The 22,073-nt window shown below is 73.2% G+C and carries 19 protein-coding genes; 8 read left to right on the top strand and 11 right to left on the bottom strand.

The genetic code is table 11. From position 1 onward, the window contains the following. Nucleotides 1–315: 315 nt before the first annotated feature. The 3 genes from ACQPXS_RS05570 to ACQPXS_RS05580 form a co-directional block, all read right to left on the bottom strand. A complete protein-coding gene (locus ACQPXS_RS05570) occupies nucleotides 316–2,508 on the bottom strand; it encodes an MMPL family transporter (protein WP_433447489.1) in 2,193 nt (730 codons plus the stop codon). A gap of 224 nt (nucleotides 2,509–2,732) precedes the next feature. Continuing rightward, the gene (locus ACQPXS_RS05575) at nucleotides 2,733–3,386 is read right to left on the bottom strand and encodes a maleylpyruvate isomerase N-terminal domain-containing protein (protein WP_433447492.1); all 654 of its coding nucleotides are present in this window, start codon (nucleotides 3,384–3,386) and stop codon (nucleotides 2,733–2,735) included. 70 nt (nucleotides 3,387–3,456) lie between these two features. Next, nucleotides 3,457–3,822 carry a 5-carboxymethyl-2-hydroxymuconate Delta-isomerase gene (locus tag ACQPXS_RS05580; protein WP_433447494.1) on the bottom strand — a complete coding sequence of 122 codons (366 nt, stop codon included), beginning with the start codon at nucleotides 3,820–3,822 and terminating at the stop codon, nucleotides 3,457–3,459. Nucleotides 3,823–4,090: 268 nt separating this feature from the next. Between ACQPXS_RS05580 and ACQPXS_RS05585 the strand changes: the two genes are divergently transcribed. Further along, nucleotides 4,091–4,525: a septal ring lytic transglycosylase RlpA family protein gene (locus ACQPXS_RS05585; protein ID WP_433447496.1), complete on the top strand. Its 435-nt coding sequence runs from the start codon at nucleotides 4,091–4,093 to the stop codon at nucleotides 4,523–4,525. Between the two features lie 63 nt (nucleotides 4,526–4,588). Then, entirely contained in the window at nucleotides 4,589–5,737 is a 1,149-nt protein-coding gene (locus tag ACQPXS_RS05590; RefSeq protein WP_433447498.1) for a glycoside hydrolase family 19 protein, read from the top strand. A gap of 112 nt (nucleotides 5,738–5,849) precedes the next feature. Here ACQPXS_RS05590 and ACQPXS_RS05595 read toward each other — a convergent pair whose 3' ends face one another. Next, nucleotides 5,850–6,701, bottom strand: a complete 852-nt coding sequence (locus tag ACQPXS_RS05595) for a helix-turn-helix transcriptional regulator (protein ID WP_433447501.1) — start codon at nucleotides 6,699–6,701, stop codon at nucleotides 5,850–5,852. Nucleotides 6,702–6,788: 87 nt separating this feature from the next. On the opposite strand from ACQPXS_RS05595, the gene ACQPXS_RS05600 reads away from it, so the two are divergent. Further along, the gene (locus ACQPXS_RS05600; protein WP_433447504.1) at nucleotides 6,789–7,589 is read left to right on the top strand and encodes an SDR family NAD(P)-dependent oxidoreductase; all 801 of its coding nucleotides are present in this window, start codon (nucleotides 6,789–6,791) and stop codon (nucleotides 7,587–7,589) included. A 15-nt stretch (nucleotides 7,590–7,604) separates the two neighbouring features. On the opposite strand, the gene ACQPXS_RS05605 is transcribed toward ACQPXS_RS05600, so the two are convergent. Continuing rightward, nucleotides 7,605–8,477, bottom strand: coding sequence for an SGNH/GDSL hydrolase family protein (locus tag ACQPXS_RS05605; protein WP_433447506.1), 873 nt, complete (start codon nucleotides 8,475–8,477; stop codon nucleotides 7,605–7,607). 353 nt (nucleotides 8,478–8,830) lie between these two features. On the opposite strand from ACQPXS_RS05605, the gene ACQPXS_RS05610 reads away from it, so the two are divergent. After that, nucleotides 8,831–9,826: an NAD-dependent epimerase/dehydratase family protein gene (locus ACQPXS_RS05610; protein WP_433447509.1), complete on the top strand. Its 996-nt coding sequence runs from the start codon at nucleotides 8,831–8,833 to the stop codon at nucleotides 9,824–9,826. Nucleotides 9,827–10,670: 844 nt separating this feature from the next. Here ACQPXS_RS05610 and ACQPXS_RS05615 read toward each other — a convergent pair. Next, nucleotides 10,671–11,780 (bottom strand): sensor histidine kinase, encoded by a 1,110-nt coding sequence (locus ACQPXS_RS05615; RefSeq protein ID WP_351801551.1) that lies wholly within the window; start codon nucleotides 11,778–11,780, stop codon nucleotides 10,671–10,673. 2 nt (nucleotides 11,781–11,782) lie between these two features. Beyond that, nucleotides 11,783–12,514, bottom strand: a complete 732-nt coding sequence (locus tag ACQPXS_RS05620) for a response regulator transcription factor (protein WP_356306325.1) — start codon at nucleotides 12,512–12,514, stop codon at nucleotides 11,783–11,785. A gap of 111 nt (nucleotides 12,515–12,625) precedes the next feature. Between ACQPXS_RS05620 and ACQPXS_RS05625 the strand changes: the two genes are divergently transcribed. The 3 genes from ACQPXS_RS05625 to ACQPXS_RS05635 are packed head-to-tail and all read left to right on the top strand — an operon-like array spanning nucleotide 12,626 to nucleotide 14,684. After that, a complete protein-coding gene (locus ACQPXS_RS05625) occupies nucleotides 12,626–13,318 on the top strand; it encodes a glycosyltransferase family 2 protein (RefSeq protein WP_356306323.1) in 693 nt (230 codons plus the stop codon). Then, complete coding sequence (locus ACQPXS_RS05630; RefSeq protein WP_433447513.1) at nucleotides 13,315–13,932, top strand: TIGR04282 family arsenosugar biosynthesis glycosyltransferase; 618 nt, start codon at nucleotides 13,315–13,317, stop codon at nucleotides 13,930–13,932. Before ACQPXS_RS05625 ends, ACQPXS_RS05630 begins: the two co-directional genes overlap by 4 nt. Continuing rightward, the gene (locus tag ACQPXS_RS05635; RefSeq protein WP_433447516.1) at nucleotides 13,929–14,684 is read left to right on the top strand and encodes a methyltransferase domain-containing protein; all 756 of its coding nucleotides are present in this window, start codon (nucleotides 13,929–13,931) and stop codon (nucleotides 14,682–14,684) included. The genes ACQPXS_RS05630 and ACQPXS_RS05635 overlap by 4 nt, the downstream gene beginning before the upstream one ends. 313 nt (nucleotides 14,685–14,997) lie before the next feature. On the opposite strand, the gene ACQPXS_RS05640 is transcribed toward ACQPXS_RS05635, so the two are convergent. Then, on the bottom strand, nucleotides 14,998–16,230 hold the full coding sequence (locus tag ACQPXS_RS05640) for a molybdopterin-dependent oxidoreductase (protein WP_356306317.1): 1,233 nt from the start codon (nucleotides 16,228–16,230) through the stop codon (nucleotides 14,998–15,000). 113 nt (nucleotides 16,231–16,343) lie between these two features. On the opposite strand from ACQPXS_RS05640, the gene ACQPXS_RS05645 reads away from it, so the two are divergent. Then, nucleotides 16,344–17,678: a hypothetical protein gene (locus tag ACQPXS_RS05645; protein WP_433447519.1), complete on the top strand. Its 1,335-nt coding sequence runs from the start codon at nucleotides 16,344–16,346 to the stop codon at nucleotides 17,676–17,678. A gap of 155 nt (nucleotides 17,679–17,833) precedes the next feature. Here ACQPXS_RS05645 and ACQPXS_RS05650 read toward each other — a convergent pair whose 3' ends face one another. Genes ACQPXS_RS05650 through ACQPXS_RS05660 form a run of 3 tightly spaced genes read right to left on the bottom strand, consistent with a single transcriptional unit; the run spans nucleotide 17,834 to nucleotide 21,895 of the window. Beyond that, the gene (locus tag ACQPXS_RS05650; protein WP_433447522.1) at nucleotides 17,834–20,842 is read right to left on the bottom strand and encodes a CHAT domain-containing protein; all 3,009 of its coding nucleotides are present in this window, start codon (nucleotides 20,840–20,842) and stop codon (nucleotides 17,834–17,836) included. After that, complete coding sequence (locus tag ACQPXS_RS05655; protein ID WP_433447524.1) at nucleotides 20,827–21,618, bottom strand: hypothetical protein; 792 nt, start codon at nucleotides 21,616–21,618, stop codon at nucleotides 20,827–20,829. The genes ACQPXS_RS05650 and ACQPXS_RS05655 overlap by 16 nt, the downstream gene beginning before the upstream one ends. After that, complete coding sequence (locus tag ACQPXS_RS05660) at nucleotides 21,611–21,895, bottom strand: hypothetical protein (protein ID WP_433447527.1); 285 nt, start codon at nucleotides 21,893–21,895, stop codon at nucleotides 21,611–21,613. The genes ACQPXS_RS05655 and ACQPXS_RS05660 overlap by 8 nt, the downstream gene beginning before the upstream one ends. Nucleotides 21,896–22,073 lie beyond the last annotated feature (178 nt).

The following is a 22,073-nucleotide window of genomic DNA, read 5'->3' on the forward strand; positions in this document are numbered from 1 at the left end:
TCGAGTTGGCGGGGCCGGCGGGCCGGGGGCCGGCATCCTGTCCTGCCTTGCGCAGACCCGGCCGGACTGTGCCGCCGCAGTCTCGTCCGCCGGTCGGTCCGGCCCACCGGGTGGCCGAACCCGGCGGGGTGCAGCGCGTCCAGGGCCGCGTTGCCGAACGCGCCGCGCCACTCGTAGGTGAATCTTCACGCCGGGCTCGCAGTGGCACCGCACGTGAGCGTGGGATCGCCGGCCGCGTCCCACGCGACGCGCGGACGGGGCGTCCCGCCAGGCCTCTTGACCCGGCGGGACGCCCCGTCACGACCAGCACTGCCGCTAGTTGCCGCGCCCCGCGGCGTCGTGGGCGACGGAGTCCCGCTCGCCGCCCGGCGCCGACACGGAACCGCCGGCACCGGTGGCCGCGCCGGCCGGCGCGGCCTCGGCCCGGTCCCCGTGCCCCGGCCACCACGCGGCGTGGCCGATCAGCGCGGTGAGGCTCGGGGTGAAGAACATCGCCATCACGAACGCGGCGACGGCGATGCCGAAGGACACCGCGAAACCCATCTCCGTGAGCAGCGAGTTGCCCGCCAGCATCATCGTGGCGAAGGTCGCCGCCAGGATGAAGCCGGCCGCGGCGACCGTCGGACCGGCGTGCCGCAGGGCCATGCCGGCCGCCTCACGCGGCTCGCGGCCCTCGCGGGCCTCCTCGCGCAGCCGGGCGATCATGAGGATGTTGTAGTCGGTGCCGATGGCGACCACGAACAGATACATGATCACCGGGAGCATGAACATCAGACCCGAGTGTCCCTGCCCCTTCTGGAAGATCCACACGGTGGCGCCGAGCGTCGCGCCGAAGCCCAGGCCCACCGATGCCATCAGGTACCAGGGGGCGACGACACTGCGCAGCAGCAGACCGAGGATCACCATGATGAGGACGGCGGCCACCGGGAAGACCGTCTTGTAGTCGTGGTTCACCGCGGCGTCGATGTCCTTGTAGATCGAGGACATGCCGCCGACGACCGCCGTGGTGCCGTCAGGGGCGTCGGCGTGTGCCACGTCCCGCACCCGGCCCACGGTGTCGATGGCCTTGTCCGTCGACGCCTCGTACTTGAGCGTGACGGTGAAGTCCGCGGTGCTGCCCTCCTTGTTGACCTGCGTCATACGGGCGCTCGCCACCCCGTCCACGGCCCCGAGCTGGCTCGCGTACGCGTCGAAGGCGGCCCTGTCCAGCGGCTTGCCGTCGGTGCTGGACAGATAGACGTCGGTGGGTGCCGCGGCGCCCGCCGAGTACGCCTTCTGCATCTGGTCCTGGACGACCATGGACTCCTTGGTCTTCGGCATGGAGCCGGACGCCAGGTCGAACGTGGCGTTGTAGCCGAAGATGCCGAGCGACAGCGCGATCAGGACGAGACCGGACGCCCCGGCGGTCAACGCGGGGCGGCGCTGCACACCGCGGCCGAGGGCGGCGAACCGGGCGTTCTCCGGCTCCTTCTGCCAGGACTTGGAGGGCCAGAAGACCTTTGGTCCGATCAGCGAGACCACGGCCGGGATCAGGGTCAGGCCCGCCACGAGGGTGGCGGCCACCGCGATCGCCAGCGCCGGGCCCATCTGCTTGAGGAAGCCCAGCGTGGACAGCACCAGCGCGAGGAACGCGATGATGACGGCGCCGGCCGCCGAGGCGATGGCCTCACCGACCCGGCCGACCGCGTTGATCATCGCCTCCTTGGGTTCGTCTCCGGCGCGCAGGCGTTCGCGGTACCGGAACATCAGGAAGAGGAAGTAGTCCGTACCCACGCCGAAGAGCACGACGATCAGGATGGACGAGATCGAGCTGTTGGCCTGCAGGTCGAACAGCTTGGTGGCGTAGGCGATCAGGCCGTTGGCGATGGCCGACACCAGGCCGATCAGCACCAGGGGCAGGAAGGCCAGGATCGGCGCCCGGAAGATGATCAGCAGGGTCACCAGGATGATCACGAAGGTGCCGATGCCGATCAGCGCCTGTCCACGCTTGGACGAGTCCTGCTGGTCGAGCGCCTGCGCGGCGGAGCCGCCGAGCTTGACGTCGAGATGCGTGCCCTTGGCCAGCTCCTTGACGTCGTCGCGCAACACCTTGGCCGCGTCCGCCTGTTTGGGCTGGCCGGCGTTCTTGCTGTCCATCTGGACCAGGGTCAGGTCATACCTGCCGTCCTTGGACGGCCGGCCGGGGACGACCTTCTGCACCTGGTCGATGTGCTTGTCGCCCAGCTCGGTGCTGATCCGGGCGACGTCCTGCTTGTCGGCGGCGGTCAGCTTGCCGCCGTCCGTGCGCTGGTAGAGCGCGATCGCGGACGGGGTGAAGGCGCTGGGGAACGCCTTCTGCTGGAGATCCGCCGCTTTGATGGATTCGTAACTCTTGGGCAGGAAGCTGCTCTCGTCACTGTTCGAGGGCAGACTCGGAGCGGTGGCGACAATCGCCACCGCGGCAATCAGCCATGCCACGATCGTCCACACGGGATGTCGGACGACGGTGGTGCCAATACGTCGGAACATGCGGAAGGTCCTCCTGGACAGGAAGATCACCGCAGCCCGGGGAGCGGTCCCTGGCATCGGCGACCCCGTACGGCCCGTGTCCAACGGGCCGGTCGAACGGTTGTCTTGCGGCCACATGGTAGTGACCGGGGGCGAAGATCATCTCATCAAGTGGTCAGGTTCGGGCCAGGGAGGAGTGCCCGGGGGGAGGTTTGAGCACTCGTCCGGGAACGGCGACGGGCCGCTCACCCCAGAACGAACGGAAGCCTGTCGGCCAAGTCGCCCAGCACAGCCTGCTCCTCGCCGGTCGGCGCACGGCGTCCGGTGCCGATCAGCAGCGCGTCCTTGTCGGACAGCGCGGCGGGGAACGCGGCCCCTGCGATCTCCTCCAGCGACGCGCGTGTCGCCGCGAGCGTCTCGGCGGGCGGCTCGGCGGCCGACGGCAGATGGGCGATCAGGTCGAGGTGGTGCAGGGTCCACTCGACGACGTAAGCCGACAGGTAGTCACCGACGGTCAGCACCTCGTCCCGGGTGCCGACGCGGACGGCCGGGTCGGCGAGTGCGGCGGCGCGGCCCGCCGCGGAACCGACGTCGTCCAGGTGGAACTTCAGCCACCGCGGCTCTCCGTAGGCGGCGGCCAGTCGGGGGATCAGCGCGTCGAGCGGGTCCTCGCCGGTCGGGGGCTCGACCAGCTTCCAGTACGTGACCGCGTCCACGGTCGGTGCGGTAGCGACGGGTGTCACCAGGGTGATCAGGACGTCCTGCGCGTCGATGACCAGGTGGCACACCAGGTCCCGTACCAGCCAGCCGGTGCAGCCGGACGGCCGCTCGAAGTCCTCGTCCGGCAGTTCCGCGACGGCTGCGCGCAGTGCCGTCCAAGAGCGTGAGAAGAGATCCACCGGCGGCAAGCTAGTGCGGGACCGGCGGGACGGACAACCGAATTCCGATGAGCCGTGTCCGCCCGGCGGTTCATCGCACGGACGGCGAAAGCCGGTAGGAGGCGGCGAGGTCGCGCACCTCCACCGAGAGGACCACCCGTTCCTGGCCACGGTCGTCCGCCGGCAGATGCTTGGCGAGCAGGGCCAGCACCCCCTCGGACAGCCGGGCCTTCTGCGTCTCGGGGCGGCCGGGCATGAGGCCGACTTCCACGTGCACGAACACGACCCGCCCGCTCGCCCCGTGCCCGACATACGTCTCCGCCGGCCGGAGCAGCGTCTTGCACACGCCCGACGTACCGGACTCCTCGACCACGAGCGGATGCAACTCCTTCACAAGGGCGCAAGCGTCGAAGGCTCCGGCCAGGCGGGAGGAGTAGTCGATGGTGAGGTACGGCATGGAGGACCTTTCACGCGTTCCCCGTAGTTTCACTAGCCAACTATTTTCCCTCATACCGTCGGCGGGTCACACCTCACCCCCTGCGCCACGGAACGCGCCTCAACTCGCTTTCCTCATGGCTTACTTCACACCTTGACCCCCAATGGTCTGTACCTCTAGTTTCACAGCCCAGCCACACATCGTGGCCCGTGCTCACCGTTGGCCGTCGCTGCCAGGGGTGCACCGTGCCCGATGCCCACCCCCCCAACCCGAAAGGCCACCCCCCTTCATGGCCAGGTCCCGTTCCGCCGCCGTCCTGACTGCCGCGTTGGGCCTCTCCGCATACCTGCTCACCACTTCCCCGGCCCAGGCCGGCACGGACGCGCCCGCCGCGCCGGCATCCGACACCTGCTGGGCGACCCACTACGGCCCGCAGCCGCCCGGAGCCCTGACCGCCAGCGGCGAACTCTTCGACAACAACGCCGACACCGCCGCGACCTCGCTCAGCCGTCAGCCCCAACTGCCCTTCGGCACCCGGGTGCAGGTCACGAACACCGCCAACGGCAGGTCACTGGTGGTCCGTATCAACGACCGGGGCACGTTCGCCTGGACTCCGCAGGTGCCCAAGTGCCTTGACCTGACCGAAGGCGCCTTCGGCCGGCTCGGCGGAAGCCTCGATCCCGACGCCGGACACATCGTCGTCACCGAGACCGTCCTCGGCTGACGGCCCCGTACCCACACCACCGGCATGAACCCATCCACCCGACCAGGACAGGAGCACCCGCCGATGCACCTCCGCCTCGCCGCACTCCCTCACAGACCCCTACGCCCGGGGCGTCTCGGACGCTTCCTGGCCGGCGGCGTCGTCGCCGCCCTCCTCGCCGCGCTGTTCGCCGCCGCACCCGCCCGGGCCGCGGACGGCCAGATCACCGGGCTGGCCGGCAAGTGCGTGGACGTGGCCGGCGCCAACAGCGCCAACGGCACCGCCGTACAGCTCTACGACTGCAACGGGACCAGCGCCCAGATCTGGTCGAACCCGGGTGACGGCACCCTGCGGGCGCTCGGCAAGTGCCTGGACGTCGTCGACCGCAGCACCGCCGACGGCGCCGCGGTCCAGCTGTGGGACTGCTCCGGCGGCGCCAACCAGCAGTGGGTGGTCACCTCGGCCCACGACATCGTCAACCCGGCCGCGAACAAGTGCCTGGACGTGCGGGACAACAACAGCGCCAACGGTACGCGCCTGCAGATCTGGACCTGTACGGGTGGCGCGAACCAGAAGTGGAACGCTCCGGCCGGCGGCGGAAGCGGCACACCGTCCGGATTCGCCGTCTCCGAGGCCCAGTTCAACCAGATGTTCCCGAACCGGAACGGCTTCTACACCTACAGCGGCCTCGTCCAGGCCCTGAGCGCCTACCCCGGCTTCGCGAACACCGGCAGCGACACGGTCAGGAAGCAGGAGGCCGCCGCCTTCCTCGCCAACGTCAGCCACGAGACGGGCGGCCTGGTCTACGTCGTCGAGCAGAACACCGCCAACTACCCGACCTACTGCGACTGGAGCCGGCCGTACGGTTGCCCGGCCGGGCAGGCCGCCTACTACGGACGCGGCCCGCTCCAGCTCAGCTGGAACTTCAACTACAAGGCCGCCGGTGACGCACTCGGCATCGACCTGCTGAACAACCCCTGGCAGGTGGAGAACAACCCCGCCGTCGCCTGGAAGACGGGCCTTTGGTACTGGAACACCCAGTCCGGACCGGGCACGATGACCCCGCACAACGCCATGGTCAACGGCGCCGGATTCGGCCAGACCATCCGCAGCATCAACGGCTCCCTGGAATGCGACGGCAAGAACCCCGCACAGGTCCAGAGCCGCGTCGACGCCTACCAGCGCTTCACCCAGATCCTCGGCGTCTCGCCGGGCGGCAACCTGTACTGCTGACCTGGTCAGCCCCTGCTCACCGGTGCACCGCGTCGCAGGAGGGGCGGTGCACCGGCCGGTCGGCACCGTGCGCGCCGATCTGCCCAGCCACACACGGTACGGCGAGTTCGGCTCAGCGGGCGGCGTCCATGCGCTGGGTGCCGATGACCGACAGCAGCCGCAGTGCCTCCTCCGACGGTGTGCCGGGGACGGCGGTGTAGATCACGACCTGCTGGTCCCGGTCGGTGAGGTCGAGGGCGTCGCAGTTGACGGTGACCGGCCCGACCAGGGGATGCCGGAACGTCTTGCGGAGCGTGGGTCCCCCGTCCACGTCGTGGGAGTCCCACAGCCTGGCGAACTCCTCGCTGCCGGTGCGCAGTTCCTGGATCAGCCCGGTCACCTCGGGATCGTCGGGGTAGCGGGCGGCGGCCGTGCGCAGCCGGCGCGCCGCGTGCCGGGCGAACGCGTCGGCGTCGGACACGCCGTACAGCCGCTGCCCGGCGGCGCGCGGCCCGAGGAAGACGCGCCGCGCGAGGTTGCGGTCGCGGCGCGGCAGGGCTGAGAAGTCCTCCATCAGGGCGGCCGCCAGCTCGTTCCAGGCGAGCACCTCCAGCGTGGCCGAGGTGACGAAGGCGGCGGACTGCGGCAGCCGGTGGATCAGGTCGAGGATGCTCTGCCGCACCTCGCGCGGGGGGCCGGGCGGGGGCTCCGGCGGGGCACCGGCCAGCAGATGGAGGTGCTCGCGCTCGACGTCCGACAGCCGCAGGGCGCGGGCCAGCCCGGCCAGTACCTCACGGGACGGGCGCGGGCCGCGGGCCTGCTCCAGCCGGGTGTAGTACTCGGTCGAGATGAACGCCAGATGCGCCACCTCCTCGCGGCGCAGCCCCGGTGTGCGGCGGCGCGGCCCGGCGGCCAGGCCCACGTCGTCGGGGCTGATCCGCTCGCGCCTGCTGCGGAGGAATCCCGCGAGTTCTGCTCTGTCCACACCCCCAGTGTGCGGGTGTGCCGCGAGAACCATCCAGGTACTCCCGGTGCCTGGATGGGCCCGGCTCCCGGGCGCAGGCTCGCTGCCATGGACAACACATCGCACGAGCAACACAAGGACACGCCTCCCTGCGGCCTGCTGGCCGGCAAGGTCGCCTTCGTCACCGGTGCCGGGCGCGGGATCGGCGCCGCCGCGGCGCGGCTCTTCGCCAGGGAAGGGGCCCGGGTGCTGCTCGCGGCCCGCACCGAGGCCCAGCTGAAGGCGGTCACCGAGGAGGTGCGGGCGGCGGGCGGCACCGCGGACTACGTGGTGTGCGACCTGGCCGACACGGCGAGCGTGCGCGCCGCCGTGGACCGTACCGTCGACCTCTACGGCCGACTCGACATCGCCTTCAACAACGGGGCGACGATCCAGCCGCCCGGCCCCATGGACCAGTTGCCGGAGGCCGAGTTCGACCATGTGTACACGGTGAACCTCAAGAGCGTCTGGCTGGCCATGGTCGCCGAGGTCGCCGCCATCCGGGCCACCGCCGGGACGGGCGCCATCGTCAACAACTCCTCCATCGGCAGTCTGCGGGGCAATCCCGAACTGCCCGCGTACGGTGCGATGAAGCGGGCGGTGAACAGCCTGACGGAGTCGGCCGCCGTGACGTACGGTCCCGAGGGGATCCGCGTCAACGCGATCGCGCCCGGCAACACCCTGACGGAGATGATCCGGGCCTGGGAGGCGGAGGCTCCCGGTCTTCAGGACCGGCTCACGGCGCTCACCCCGCTGCGCCGTGCGGCTGTGCCGGAGGAGATCGCCGAGGCCGCCGCATGGCTGCTCAGCGACCGTTCCTCCTTCGTGACCGGCACGGTGCTGCGGGTGGACGGCGGCGCACGGGCCTGAACGCCCGGTGCGGGGTCAGCCGAGTCCGAGCACGTTCATGGTGCGCTCGGCCATGCGCTGCTCACCGAGCGCGTTGGGATGGACCGGGACGATGTTCCGCCCGAACAGGAGCGGCTCGATCCACCGGGTGCCGGCGGCCCGGCAGGCGTCGTGGCCCTGGGACACCTGGGAGAAGTCCACGTAGGTGGCCCCGCTCTCGGCGGCGGCGCGCTGCACGACGGCGTTGAGGTGGGCCTGCAGCGCGTGCAGGTACGGCACGTCGCCGGAGGCGATCGGCATGCTGACGAAGCAGGACGGGTCGGCCTCGGCCGGCGTGATCCACGGGTAGCCGAGCACCGCCACCCGGGCGTCCGGTGCCTTGGCCCGCACGGCGCGCAGCGCGGTCTTCAGCGCGGGGTAGGTCTTCGCGTCGATCGCGTCGTCGAAGGAGGTGCCGTACGTGTCCTTGCACGGGCTGCCCTTGCCTCCGCCGAGGACGCCCGCGGTGCCGCAGGCGAGCATGGCGTTGACGAAGGTGCCGTTGTCGTTGCCGCCGATCGTCAGCGTCACCAGGTCGGTGTCCGCGGTGACGGCGTCCGCCTGCGGGACGGCTCCTGGGTACTGGGACTCGGTGAAGTCCTTGGTCTGGGCGGCGCCGCAGGTGACGTCGGTCAGCCGGGCGCCGGTGCGGGCGGCGAGGACGTGGGGGTAGTCGGCCGTGGAGCGCAGGCAGATCAGGTTGCTCGCGTCGACCGGCAGGATCCCGGAGCCGGCGCTGTAACTGTCGCCGAGCGCGGCGTAGTTCAGGGGTGTCGTGGCGCTGGCGGGCACGGCGGTGAGGCCGAGGGCCAGCGCGCCGGCGAGTGCGGATGTCGCGGCCATGACATGCCGGAGGCAAGACTTGGGCATGGGCGGGTGCTCCCTCTTCTCGGGTGGGGGACACGGAGCAGGCGGGCATGGCTGTGCCCGCGTGTGTGCTGTGCGCGAGAATGCGGCGGCTCGGAGCAAGGAGAGGTACCGGCGTGGGGGTGCCGGCTCGCGGGATTACCGCTGAGTTCTACTGGTAGGTAATGTGCGGGCATCCACCGGGGGCGTCAACGTTGTTGACACAGATTCTTGAAAAACCCACGACCGACCCACGACCGGAGCCGAGCCCACGTCCTTGCCTCATCCGAAAGACTCGCTTCGTCCACGCCTTACGGAGTCATGACGTGCCGGTCGCGTCGCCCGGCCCCGGTGCCGTCCGCCTCTAGCGTGGCCGTATGCGTGTACTGGTCACCGGCGGTGCCGGGTTCATCGGGTCCCATGTCGTCGAGGCGCTCCGGGCGCACGGGCACGAGCCGCTCGTGTACGACGTCCGTGAGGACCCCGGCGCGGACGTGCGCTCCCCGGCGTCCGTCGCCCGGGCGCTGGCCGGGGTGGACGCCGTCTGCCACCAGGCGGCGATGGTCGGGCTCGGCAACGGTGTCGCCGACGCGGCGGAGTACGTCTCGCGCAACGACCTCGGCACGGCCGTGCTGGTCGCGGCCATGGCGGAGGCGGGGGTACGGCACCTGGTGCTGGCGGGGTCGATGGTGGTGTACGGGGAGGGGCGTTACGAGTGCCCGCGCCATGGGGTCGTACGGCCGGGCCCCCGCGCCGTCGCCGATCTGGACGCGGGCCGGTTCGAGCCCTCCTGCCCGCACTGCGGTGCGGAGGTGAGCCCCGGACTGGTCGGTGAGGACGCCCCGGCCGATCCCCGGAACGTGTACGCCGCGACCAAGCTGGCCCAGGAGCACCTGGCCGCGGCCTGGGCCCGCAGCACGGGCGGGTCGGCGGTGTCCTTGCGGTACCACAACGTGTACGGACCGCGCATGCCACGCGACACCCCGTACGCCGGCGTCGCGTCCTTCTTCCGCTCGGCCCTGGCCCGCGGCGAGGCCCCGAGGGTGTTCGAGGACGGCCGGCAGCGACGGGACTTCGTGCACGTACGCGACGTGGCCGCGGCCAATGTGGCGGCGCTGGAGGCCAAGGCGGCCCCGGGAGTGCTCGCGGCGTACAACACCGGGAGCGGTGAGCCGCGTACCGTCGGCGAACTCGCCCGGGCGCTGTCCTCCGCGTGCGGCGGGCCGGAACCGGTGGTCACCGGGGAGTACCGGCTGGGCGACGTACGGCACATCACCGCCGACTCGTCGCGGCTGCGGGCCGAGCTGGGGTGGAAGCCGCAGGTCGGATTCGCGGAAGGGATGCGGGAGTTCGCGGGCGCCGGGCCCGTGTAGGGCCCTGTGCGCCGCAGGGCGGATGCGCGCGGGTCACACGGAATGCGCGGCGGGCGAGTCGGGGACGGCGCAAGCGAACCTGCCCGAGACCCAGCAGCCGGGGAGTCCCACCGAGTCGCGGCGCCGCAGAGCGCATACGCGCGGGGTCACACGGAACTCGCGCCGGGCGAGTCAGGGACGGCGCAGGCGAACCTGCCCGAGACCCAGCAGCCGGGGAGTCCCACCGAGTCGCGGCGCCGCAGAGCGCATACGCGCGGGGTCACACGGAACTCGCGCCGGGCGAGTCAGGAACGGCGCAGGCGAACCTGCCCGAGGCCCAGCGGCCGGCGAGTCCCACCGAGTCGCGGCGCCGCAGAGCGCATACGCGCGGGGTCACACGGAACTCGCGCCGGGCGAGTCAGGAACGGCGCAGGCGAACCTGCCCGAGGCCCAGCAGCCGGGGAGTCCCACCGAGTCGCGGCCGGAGGGCGCACCCGCCCGGAGGGCGGCGACGGCCGGGAGGGCCCAGGATGCCGCGGCGTCCCGAGCCCAGGGTGCCGCGGTTCCCGGACTGCCCATGCCGGGGGCGCCGCCAAGACCCCGAAAGGACACCGCGACGCCCAGACTCCCCCAGGAGGCCGCAATCCCCCGACAGCCCATGACGCGGGCACCCCAAGACCCTGAAAGGTCACCGCAACCGCCCAGACTCCCCCAGGAGGCCGCAGTCCGTGGACGCCTCGGGCCGCGGCACCTCGGGACTGCCGGGACGCGGAGACCCCGCAGACTCCGAACGATGCCGCGGCCGCCCGGACTCCTCGGGATGCCCCAGCCCTCGGGCCCCGGGACGCGGCACCCCCTGCCCCCTCTAAGGCGCCGCAGGCAGCGTCACCTCGAAGCGGCAGCCGCCCGGGATGTTGCGGACGGTGGTCCGGCCCTGGTGAGCCTCCACGATGCCCCGGACGATGGCGAGGCCGAGACCGGCGCCCGCCGGCGGGGTACGGGCGTCACTGCCGCGCCAGCCGGTGTCGAAGACGCGCGGCAGGTCCTCCTCGGGGATGCCGCCGCAGCCGTCGGTGACGGAGAGCACCACGCCGTCGTCGGTGCGCTCGGCGGCGACCGCGACAGTGCCGTCCGGTGGGGTCCGGCGGATGGCGTTGACCAGGAGGTTGCCCAGTACGCGGGTCATCTCCTTGCCGTCCACCTCCACGGGTACGGGCTCGACGCGGCCGCCCACCAGCCGTACCCCGTGTTCCCGGGCGAGCGGGTCGGCGCCCGCCAGTGCGTCGCCGACCAGGTCGTACAGGGAGATCCGGGACGGGCTCAGCGGGAGGGTGCCCGCGTGGATGCGGGAGAGTTCGAAGAGGTCGCCGACCATGTCGTTGAGCCGTTCGACCTCGGTGCGGATCTGCTTGAGGTAGCGGCCGGGATCGGCGGCCACGCCGTCCTCCAGCGCCTCCGACATGGCGCGCAGTCCGGCGAGCGGGGTGCGCAGGTCGTGCGAGATCCAGGCGACCAGTTCGCGCCGGGACTTCTCCAACGCCCGCTCCCGCTCGCGGGACTCGGCGAGCCGTGCGCTGGTCGCGGCCAACTCGCGGCTGAGGGCGTCCAGTTCCGCGGTGGCCGGGCCGTGCGGTGCGGCGAAGGCGCCGGCGTCGCCGAACGAGCGGGCGGCGTCGGCGAGTTCGCGGCTGCGGGCGGCCACCCAGCGGCCCAGGAGCAGTGCGGTGGCCAGGGAGACCACGGCCGCCATGGCGACGACGGTGGTGACCACGCTCAGGTCGTGCGAGGACAGGAACATCGCCCAGGCGACGGCGAGCGTGCCGGCGAGCATGGCGACGACACCGACCGCGGCGACCACGGCGATGGAGGCGGTGAGCGAGCGGCGCCGGATCAGGCGCAGCACGCCCGCGCCCGTGATCCCCGCGGCGGCGGCGCCGGCGAAGGCGTACAGGACGATGAAGAGGGTGGCGCTCACGGTCAGAGCACCGCCCCGCCGGGCTCGAAGCGGTAGCCGACGCCCCACACGGTCTGGATCAGTCGAGGCCTCGCGGGGTCGTCCTCGACCTTGCCGCGCAGCCGGCGCACGTGGACGGTGACGGTCGACAGGTCACCGAAGTCCCAGCCCCAGACCTCGCGCATCAGATCCTCCCGGCTGTAGGCCCGGCCGGGGTTCCGCAGGAAGAAGGCGAGCAGGTCGAACTCGCGGAGGGTGAGGGAGAGCCGGGTGCCGTTCTTGGTGGCCCGGCGGGCGTCGGGGTCGACGGTGAGTCCGCCCGCGGCCAGCCGGTGCCCCGTGCTGACCGGGCGGCTTCGGCGCAGCACCGACTCCACGCGCAGGACCAGTTCGCGGGGGCTGAAGGGCTTGGTGACGTAGTCGTCGGCGCCGACCTCCAGGCCCAGGATGCGGTCGTCCTCGTCGCCGCGGGCGGTGAGCATGATGACCGGCACGGGCCCGCCGTCCCGCATCCGCCGGCACACCTCCAGGCCGTCCATGCCGGGCAGCATCAGGTCGAGCACCACGAGGTCGGGCCGGTGGGCGGCAGCGCGGGTGAGGGCGGTCGGGCCGTCGTCGGCGCGGTCGACCAGATAGCCGGCGCGGTGCAGGTATCCGGTGACGACCTCGGCGACGGTGGGATCGTCGTCCACGACCAGGATCCGGGCCGTCTCGCCTGCGGCTTCGGTCCCGTGGGGCTCGTACAGCGATTGCATGTCTCCAGCGTCGCACCGCTCGGCCTCCGTCGTGGGGCCGCGGGGCGGGCGTCCGCGTTTCGTAAGGAGCACGAGTCCGTTATGCCCCATTGGCGTTCGTAGGGTGAGACCGTGACGACCACTTCAGCGGACGTCGACGTGGTGCTGCCCTGCCTGGACGAGGCCGAGGCCCTGCCCTGGGTGCTCGGCCGGATCCCGGCCGGCTGGCGCGCCCTCGTCGTCGACAACGGTTCCACCGACGGCTCCCCCGACCTCGCCCGCGCGCTCGGCGCGACGGTGGTGCACGAGCCGCGGCGCGGCTTCGGCGCCGCCTGCCACGCCGGACTGACCGCGGCCACGAGCGACATCGTGTGCTTCTGCGACTGCGACGCCTCCCTCGACCCCGCGCTGCTCGTTCCCTTCGTGAGGGAGATCCGGGACGGCGCGGCCGACCTGGTCCTCGGCCGTCGGCGTCCCGAGGGCCGGGGCGCCTGGCCGGCGCACGCCCGCGCGGGCAATCTCGCGCTGGCGCGGATGCTGCGCCGGCGTACCGGGCTGCGCCTGCACGACCTGGGCCCGCTGCGCGCCGCCCGCCGGGAGCCGCTGCTCGCGCTCGGCCTCACCGACCGCCGCAGCGGCTATCCGCTGCAGATGGTCGTCCGCGCGGCCGACGCCGGCTGGCGCATCGCCGAGCACGACGTGCCCTACCGCCCGCGCACCGGCGCCTCCAAGGTGACGGGGACCTGGCGCGGCACCTGGCAGGCGGTGCGGGACATGAGCCGTGTGCTGGCGGAGGCCCCGGCCGACGGGGGGCTCGTACGGTGACCACGCTGCTCGTCATCGCCAAGGAACCGCTGCCCGGGCGGGTCAAGACACGGCTCAGCCCGCCGTTCACGCCGGAAGAGGCGGCGCGTCTCGCGCAGGCGGCGCTCGCCGACACCCTGCACGCCGTGGCGGCGGCGCCCGCGACCCGGCGGGTCCTCGTCCTCGACGGGACGCCGGGAGACTGGCTGCCGGCCGGCTTCGAGGTGCGTCCGCAGTGCGCGGGCGGGCTGGACCAGCGGCTGGCGGACGCCTTCGCGCACTGCTCGGGACCCGCGCTGCTCATCGGCATGGACACCCCCCAGGTGACGCCTCGGCTGCTCACCGTGGACTTCGCGGGCTGCGACGCCTACTACGGACCGGCGGAGGACGGGGGTTTCTGGGCCCTGGGCCTGGCCGAGCCCGATCCCGCGCTGCTGCGGGGCGTGCCGATGTCGACGCCGGTGACCGGGGCCGTGCAGCGGGAGCGGCTGCTGGCCGCCGGGCTGCGGGTGCGCGAGCTGCCCCGGCTGCGGGACGTCGACACCGTCGCCGACGCCCACGCCGTCGCCGCGCTGGCCCCGCGCGGCCGGTTCGCCGCCCAGCTGGCCCGCTGTACGCCGGTCACCCCGCGATGAGGGGCACCTCCGTCGCCTGGGCGGCCGCCGACCCCTACGCGGCCGCGTTGCGCACCGGCCGCGGTCCGCTGTTCCTGCGCCGCACCGACGGCTGGCTGCTGCCGCTGGAGGTGGAGCGCTGGTGCGGCCGGGCCGATCACGTCGACGTGGCGGTCCTGGACCGCTGCGAGGGCGCCGTCCTGGACGTCGGCTGCGGTCCCGGCCGGCTGGTGGCGGAGCTCGCCGCCCGGGGACGTACCGTGCTCGGCATCGACGTCAGCGAGGCCGCCGTCGACCACACCATCGGGCTCGGCGGGCAGGCGCTGCGGCGCTCGGTCTTCGAGCCGCTGCCCGGCGAGGGCCGCTGGGACACCGTGCTCCTCATGGACGGCAACATCGGCATCGGCGGGGAGCCGTCCGCGCTGCTGGAGCGGGTGGCCGCGTTGCTGCGCCCGGGCGGGCTGCTGATCGCCGAGACCGTGCCGGGACACGTCGACGAGCGCGCCCGGGTCCAGGTGGTCGACACGGTCGGCGGCGCCCGGGCCGCCGGGGCGCCGTTCCCGTGGGCGCGCCTCGGCACCCCGGCCCTGCTGCGGTACGCGCGCAGGGCCGGGTGGCGGTCCGTCGCTCAGTGGTCGGCGGGCGGCCGGTGCTTCGCCGCCCTGCGCACACGCCACACCAGCAGCACGGCCGAGCCGCCGAAGAGCACGGCGGTGATCAGCAGCCAGCGGGCGAGGAACCCGTCCGGGGACAGACCGGTGGCGGACCGGTAGCGCCGGTCCACCATCCCGCTGATCAGCGGGAACCAGACGAGCAGGAGGAGCTCGGACAGCAGGGCCGGAACGCGCACGTACAACGTCCAGCCGCGCCGTCCGGCCGCCCCCAGACCGCCGGTGACCGCCCGGTCGGCCACCGTGTACAGCGGCAGCAGGACGAGATCGTGCAGGAGGGCGGCGCCCACGATCCACAGCGCCACCCCGAACCAGTCCCCGGCCAGCAGCCGCACACCGGCGTACGCGGCGAGGGTGAAGGAGCAGGCGAGCAGCAGCAGTTGGAAGGGACTGCCCAGGCTCAGGCTTCTCGGCATCACAGGTCTCCGAAGGTCAGCCGGGCCACCCACTTGGTGTTGAGCACACCGGGTGCCGCGGGGACGATGATCCGCGCCGGGTGGCCGTGGTCGGGGGACAGTTCCTCGCCGTTGACGAAGAGCGCGAGCAGCGAGCGTCCGTCGGCCACCTGGTTGGCGCGCAGGGCCGCACGCCGAAACGCTCCGTGCCGTTGCAGGGACTCCACGAGCACGTCCGGCGGGTCGCCGTCGTACCCGACGAGCGCCGCGAGGTCCCGCAGCCGCACCCCGCGCCACCACTGGTCGGCGGTCGACCAGCCCTCCACACAGGCGATGGGCAACGAAGCGCTGTGCTGCGGCAGTCGGAGGAGCTGCGCGCGGCTGAGCCGGACGGTTCCGGCGCGGCCGGTGACGACGAGCCGCCAGGCGTCCTCGTGGGTGTCGGCCGCCGTGATGCCGGCGTACGCGGCCGTCTTGTTGATCTGGAAGCCGTTCGGGCCGCCGCCGGGATCGGCGGTGCCGTGCGGCGCGAGCAGGGCCGTACGGCGGAAGGGTCCGCCCAGGCTCTGCCCGACGGTGGTCAGGAACAGCAGCAGGGAACCCCCGCCGACCAGCCCCAGCGCGCCGCGCCGGGAGACGGTGGGCGCCGCGGGGCGCGGGGAGACGAGGTCGCTCTGTACCTCACGGCGCCGCCGTACGGCCCGTACCGCCGTGGGCGTCTTCAGCGCGGCGTGTGCGACGAACGCGGCGAAGAACACCCATGCCCCGTAGAAGTGCAGCGGGTAGAAGGAGCCGGGGAAGACGTAGTCCAGCTGGACGTTGAGGACTCCGGTGGTGAACTCGAACAGTCCTCCTCCGACCAGCAGTACCAGGGAGATCCGCTCCAGCGCGTGGGCGAGGGAGCGGGCCGGCGGCAGGGTGAAGAGCCTCGGCACCACCGACCACAGTTTGGCCAGCAACACGGGGATCAGGGTGATGCCGAGGGTGACGTGGACGCCCTGGGTGAGCCGGTACAGCCACACCGGGTCGGTGGGCCAGGCGAAGAGGTAGAAGCCCAGGACGCCCTTGTCCGGTGTCTGGTCGTTCACCCGGGACAGGCCCGGGTTGTAGGCGGCGTACGACACCAGGCCGGTCACGAACAGCACGGTGATGCCGACGAGCAGGACGAGGCCGAGCACCGAGGTGAACCAGGGGCCGCGCAGGGGACTGCGCCAGAAGCCTGCGGAGGTGGGAAGCCGGGGATGGTCGCGCATGTCCCGACCGTAGGCCGGGTGACCCCCGGAAAAGGGGCCGCGACCGGTGACGAAACGCTGACGTCCGGCCCGCACGGCGGCTGTGTGCCGCTCTCCCGGCCTAGCGTTCCGGTGTGACCCGATCCCTCCGCCGCGATCTGTACGCCGCCGGTGCCGCCGCCCTCCTCGTGACGGCGGCCGTCCTCGTCGGCCGGCACATCCAGGACACCCGCCACACCCTGTTCGTGCACTGGCCGCCGCTGTTCGCGGACTGGGACCCGCACCTCGGCCCCGGCACCCCGGCGGCCATGGCGGTGGCGGCGGCCACCGTGACCTGCGGCCCGGCCCTCGCGGCCCGGTTGCCGTGGCGCGGGCTGCTCGCGGCGGCCTGGGCGGCCGCCCTGGCCTGGATCCTGTCCCTCGCCCTGGTCGACGGCTGGCACCAGGGCATCGCGGTCAGGCTGACCACCCGCAACGAATACCTCAGTGTCATCGGCCGCTTCCACGACATCCCGGCCACCCTGCGCGACTTCACCCACCACATCGTCAGCGGCACCCCGGACCCCTGGCCCGCGCACATCGCCGGTCATCCGCCGGCCGCCACGCTCACCTTCGTGCTGCTGGACCGGATCGGGCTGCGGGGCGGCGGCTGGGCCGGGATGTGGTGCATCACCATCGGCGCGACGGGCTGCGTCGCCGTCCTGATCGCGCTGCGCGCGCTGACCGGCGAGACGCTCGCGCGCCGGGCCGCGCCGTTCCTGGTGCTGGCCCCGGCCGCGGTGTGGCAGGGCACCTCCGCCGACGGCTACTTCGCGGCCGTCGCCGCCTGGTCCCTGGCGCTGCTCGCCCTGGCCCTGACCCGACGGTCCCACGGGTACGCGGTGGCCTCGGGCCTCCTCTTCGGCCTGACCTGCTACCTCTCCTACGGCCTCACCCTCTTCGCCCTGATCGGCGCGGCGGTCGTCGCGCGGGCACGCCGTGAACTGCGGGAACGCCCTGCCCTGTTGCTGTCCCTGCTCGCCGGACTGGCCGTGTTCCCCGTGGTGTTCACGCTCGCCGGCTTCGACTGGTGGCACGCCTACCACCTCCTCGTCACGCGCTACTACCAGGGCGTCGGCGGCACCCGCCCCTACGGCTACTGGGTCTGGGCCAACCTCGCCTGCACCGCCGTCATCACCGGCCCGGCCACCGCTGCCGGCCTGCGCCGGACGACCACGACCCTGCTCCCCGGGACCGGCCCCCGGCGCCCCGCGGACACCCGCCTGGCGTTCCTCGTCACGGCCGCGCTGCTCGCCCTTCTGGTCGCCGACCTGTCCGGCATGAGCAAGGCGGAGACGGAACGCATCTGGCTGCCGTTCGCCCTCTGGCTCCTGCCCGCCTGCGCCCTCCTCCCCCGCCCCCGCCCCTGGCTCGCGGCCCAGGCGATACTGGCCCTGCTCCTCAACCACCTGCTGCTGACGGGCTGGTGAGGTTTCTCCGTGCAGTTCGCCGAACGGAAACGGCAGACGGGGTGCCGGTCGGGTCCGCAGCGCGAGCTGGCGCCGGGGAGCGTTCCGCACCTGTACCCGGATGACCGGGGGCCGGTCACCGGCAGCCGGGCGGGCGGCGACCTGAGCGCCGAGGTTCAGGGACCGATGTGCACATGAGGTGTCCAGAGCGAGGGCCGTTCGGGCTCCCGCTCGCGCACCCGCGCCACGGCGTGATGGAGGGACTCGGCGACCGTCGCGTCCCGATGCGCGGTCAGGTGCTCGTAGAACGCCTGTACCAGCCGGGTGTTGATCCGCTCGGTCACCGGCCAGAGGCTGCCCACCAGGTGGCTGAAGCCGGCGAGCTGGAAGGCCGACAGCAGGTTCAGGGACTCGTCGGGCAGGTCGAGGCGGTTGCGGGCGGTGCCGCAGGCGGACAGGAAGGCCAGGCCGGCCCGGTCGGTGCGGGCGGCCGCGATGTCGCTGATGTGCAGCCGGCCGTCGTGCAGGACGAGGTGGCCCTCGTGATGACGGTCGGCGTCGTGTCCGGCGTGGCAGGCCACATGGACGATGTCGTGGTCCGGCACGGCCGTCAACAGTCGCTCACGGGTGGCGGCCGGCCCCCGCAGCAGGCGGGCGCCGGGGAACGAGCCGGTGAGCAGGGCCGCCTCCTCGTCCGCGGCCGGCAGATCCGGGGCGCCGGGGGTGCGCGGCAGGGCGACCACCAGGGGGCGGCTGTCCGGCCCCGGCCGCCAGGCGCTCAGGCGGCGGAGCGCGTGGACGGTGGGCGTGTAGGACGACACCACGAGGGCGAACGCGCTGCCCTCCTCGCGGCGTTCGGCCATGTGCAGCGGGAAGAGGCTCAGCGGCCCGGTGGGGCACCACCACATGCGGGGCGGTGCGGTGCCCTCCCGCAGGCCGCCGAGGTCGTCCCGCAGAGCGTCGAGGACGGGCCCCACGACGGCGTCCCAGAGCAGGGCCAGACCGGTGCGCAGGGAGTACTCGCCGTGGCTGCGGCGCGCCGGGGAGGCCCCGTGGTCCAGAGCGAGTTCGGCGCCGCCGAACAGATCGCGGCCGAGCCGCCGGACGGTGTCGAACGTGAGCCGGGGCAGCGGCAGCCGGCGGACGCCGTCCCGGGTGACGAGCAGGGCGTCGGAGCCGTAGCGGCCGAACATCGGGACGGCCACGGGGCCCTCGCGACAGGCGTCGAGGATCTCCTCGAGGCGCGGCGGCTGGAGGAAGTCCTCGAACCCGGGCACGCCCTTGATCTCCTGGATCAAGTGCCGTCGTTCGTCCGCCAGTCGGTGGCGCCGGTCGGCGTCCGGCTCGGACCGCAGCCGGGTCGGCAACTCCGCCAGGGCCGTGGCGAGCCGGGGGGCGTGGACGCGCAGCCGCTCCAGATCGACGCGCACGGCGGATGCCTCCGCATGGAGCACCCCGCGTCCCTGTTCCAGCAGTTCCAGCGCGCGGGCCGGTGAGCCGGTGGCCAGCGCGCAGGAGGCGGCCAGTGTGGGCAGCGGCGCGTAGGCGGGCAGCCGGCGTTCCCGGTCACCGGCGCGCAGCTGCCAGCCGGCGAGGTCCGGCAGCAGACGGACCGCCAGGGAGAGATCGTCGGCGGCGCTGGGCCAGTCCTCGAGGTTGATCTCCAGCTTGCCGGCGTGCCAGGCGCTCTCCAGCCGTCTGGGGACGCTTTCGGTGGCGGCCCTCGCGACCTGGCGGAACAGGGTCGCCGCCTCGCGGGCGTCCGCCGGCTCGCCGTACTCCACATAGCGGTTGTTGAGGGCCGCACCGAGCAGGTAGCGGCGGGAGGCGAGGTGGGCGGGGCTGACGGCGGCGGCCAGGCCGTCCCGCAGCACGGCGATGGACTCGGCGAGCACGGCGGGGTCACGGGTGCGGGCGTACTGCTCGGCCAGACCGCCGGCCAGCGCCTCCAACGCCACTTCCGTCGGCCGGCCCGCCGAGCCGGTATGGGCCTGGCGGGCGAGCCGGAGGGCTTCGGCGAGGTCGGCCGCCGGATCCTGTCCGGGGCCGCCGCGCCGGGCACGCTGTCCGAGCCGGCGGCCGAGGTTGGCCCGGACGGCCGTGCGCAGTTCCGGGTCGGCGTCGGGGGTGAGGGCGGCGAGGGCCGCCCGGCCCAGATCGATGATCTCGTCCAGCGCGGCCGGGTCCGCGTTCTCGCCGTCGAGTTCGGCCAGCGTCTCCAGCTGATGGGCGAGGTTGTTCAGCTCCCGGGCGCGGGCAGGGTGGTCGGGGGGCAGTCCGTCGACCAGCGCACGGGAGAGGGCGACGGCCTCCCGCAGCGACTCCGAGTCGCCGACGTCGTCGTGGCGCAGATGCAGCAGTCCGGCGAGGTTGGTCACCGCGTCGGGCCTGCGGGGGTGGCCGGGCGGCAGCCCACTGGACACCGTCCGGGCCAGGTCGATGGCCTCGGCGAGCACTTCGGGCTCGCGGTGGAGGGTGTAGGCGTGCCGAAGGGCCTCGCACAGCCGGGCCAGATGGTGGAGGTGCTCGGGCGCGTCCCGCGGAGTCTCGGCCACCAGCCTGCGGGCCAGGTCGACGGCCCCGGCGAGGAGTTCCGCCTCGGCGTGGTGCTCGTGCAGCAAGAGCAGGCTGTGCACGGTGTTGCCCATGCACCGGGCCCGGCCCGGTCTGTCCTCGGCCATGACGATGCCCAGTTGCAGCACAGCGGTCGCCGCGAGGAGCGCCGTTCGGTCGTGCGGTCCCGCCTCCTCCAGGAGCAGTCCCGCGAAGTCGTTCCAGACGCCCACCTGGGGAGCGCCCGGCGTCGGGGCGTGGATCTGCGCGACGACCGCCTCCGGCACGGACTGCGGCTCGGCGTCGCGCAGCGGGGCGAGGAGGGCGAGGGCGAGCGAGAGATCCCGGTCGTTCAGCGGGTTGCGCCGCCCGTCGGACAGGGCACGCAGCCAGAACAGCCAGCCGGTGTCGTGGAGGAGCCGGAGCCGGGGCTGCACGTCGATGCTCATGTCCCGCACGACGGAGCGTACGCCCGAATCGAGGAGGGCGGCGGCTTCCCGCTCGGCTCCGGCTGCGAGCAGGACGGCGGGATCGCGGGTGGCCGTGTAGGCCTTGAGACGGCCGGCGAGCGCATCGGTCTCGGGGCCGCCGGAACCGGTGTCCTGACCGGCGGGGTTCAGGTCCGGCGGCAACGGAACCACTCCTGCCTGCTGTCGTCCCACACGAGCGTGCGGCCGCGCAGCTCCGAGCGGTCCATGGCCATCAACTGCCGTACCGCGTCGGGTGGGATGGGGTCGGGCACGACGAGCTGGAGGTCGGTTTCCGGGTCCTGGATGCTGACGAAACCGGAGGCGTCGTGCGGGACTTGGGGGTCCGGGGTGCCCGTGCCGGAACCGGCCGAGTCGGCGGCGGACGGGTCTGCGGCGGGGCTGCCGCGCCGGGTCAGGCGGGCGCGCAGGCCCGCGTACACGTCGTCGGCCGATTTGCCGGCGACGGCCTGCACGAACGGGATGATCAACGCGGTGGCGGTCCCGCTCAGCACCAGCGACACCCAGTCGGGCATGTCGCGCAGCGCCGGCGGTTCGGGCGGCGCGCCGCCTGGTTCGGGCGACAGGACGTCGGCGATCGCGGCGGCGGGCGGGGCCGCGCCGGCGTCCGCGGGGATCCGCCGGGTCCGGCCGTCGGGGGCGGAGACCTGCCAGTCGCCGTCGGCCGTGCTGTACCGGACCACGAGATCGTGCGTCTCCTCGGGAAACCGGCGCGGTGTGGCGCACAGCCACAGCCAGAGCAGGTCTCCGGTGCCGTCGCCGCTCTCGTCGTGGTAGAGGTTCCGGCGTACGACGCTCAAGCCGTGGGTGCCCAGGGTCTCGGTCAGCTCGCCGAGTCGTGCCTCCAGGCCGGACCGGCCGGCTCGCGCGCGGCCGCCGGAGTCCAGCGCACTGTCGTTGCTCACGTCGATGTCACACATCCCCGTACGGTGGCCCGGTGGTGCTCGCTGCTGTGCCGTCGGGTCCGGGGCCGCGCGGCAGGCGGTCGATCCGTTCCAGGGCGGCCTGCCGTACGTCCGGATCGGCGGAGCGCGCGGCGCGTTCCAGGGCGGACCCGGCACCCTGCGGATCCGCCAGGCGTACCGGGACGTCGCTCGGCGGGATCAGGGACCGCGCGGCCACGAGCGGATGCCCGGAGCGGGCGGCCTGGCGGAAGGCGTCGCGGGGGCCGCGGAAGTCCCCGCGCCGTTCGAGCATGCAGCCGGCGCCGTATGCCCCCGGGGGTGCCGGCTCCGGGTCGCCGGAGCGCAATCGCCTCGCCATATCCGTCCGCGTCCGCCACCGAGGGCAGCTCCTCGGGCCCCGACGGTGCCGGGACCGCGAGCCGCGCACGGATCCGTTCGCCCCGCTCTGCGCCCGGCTCCCCCACCGAAGT

It is taken from the genome of Streptomyces sp. CA-142005 (assembly GCF_050942335.1).
Taxonomy (GTDB): domain Bacteria; phylum Actinomycetota; class Actinomycetes; order Streptomycetales; family Streptomycetaceae; genus Streptomyces.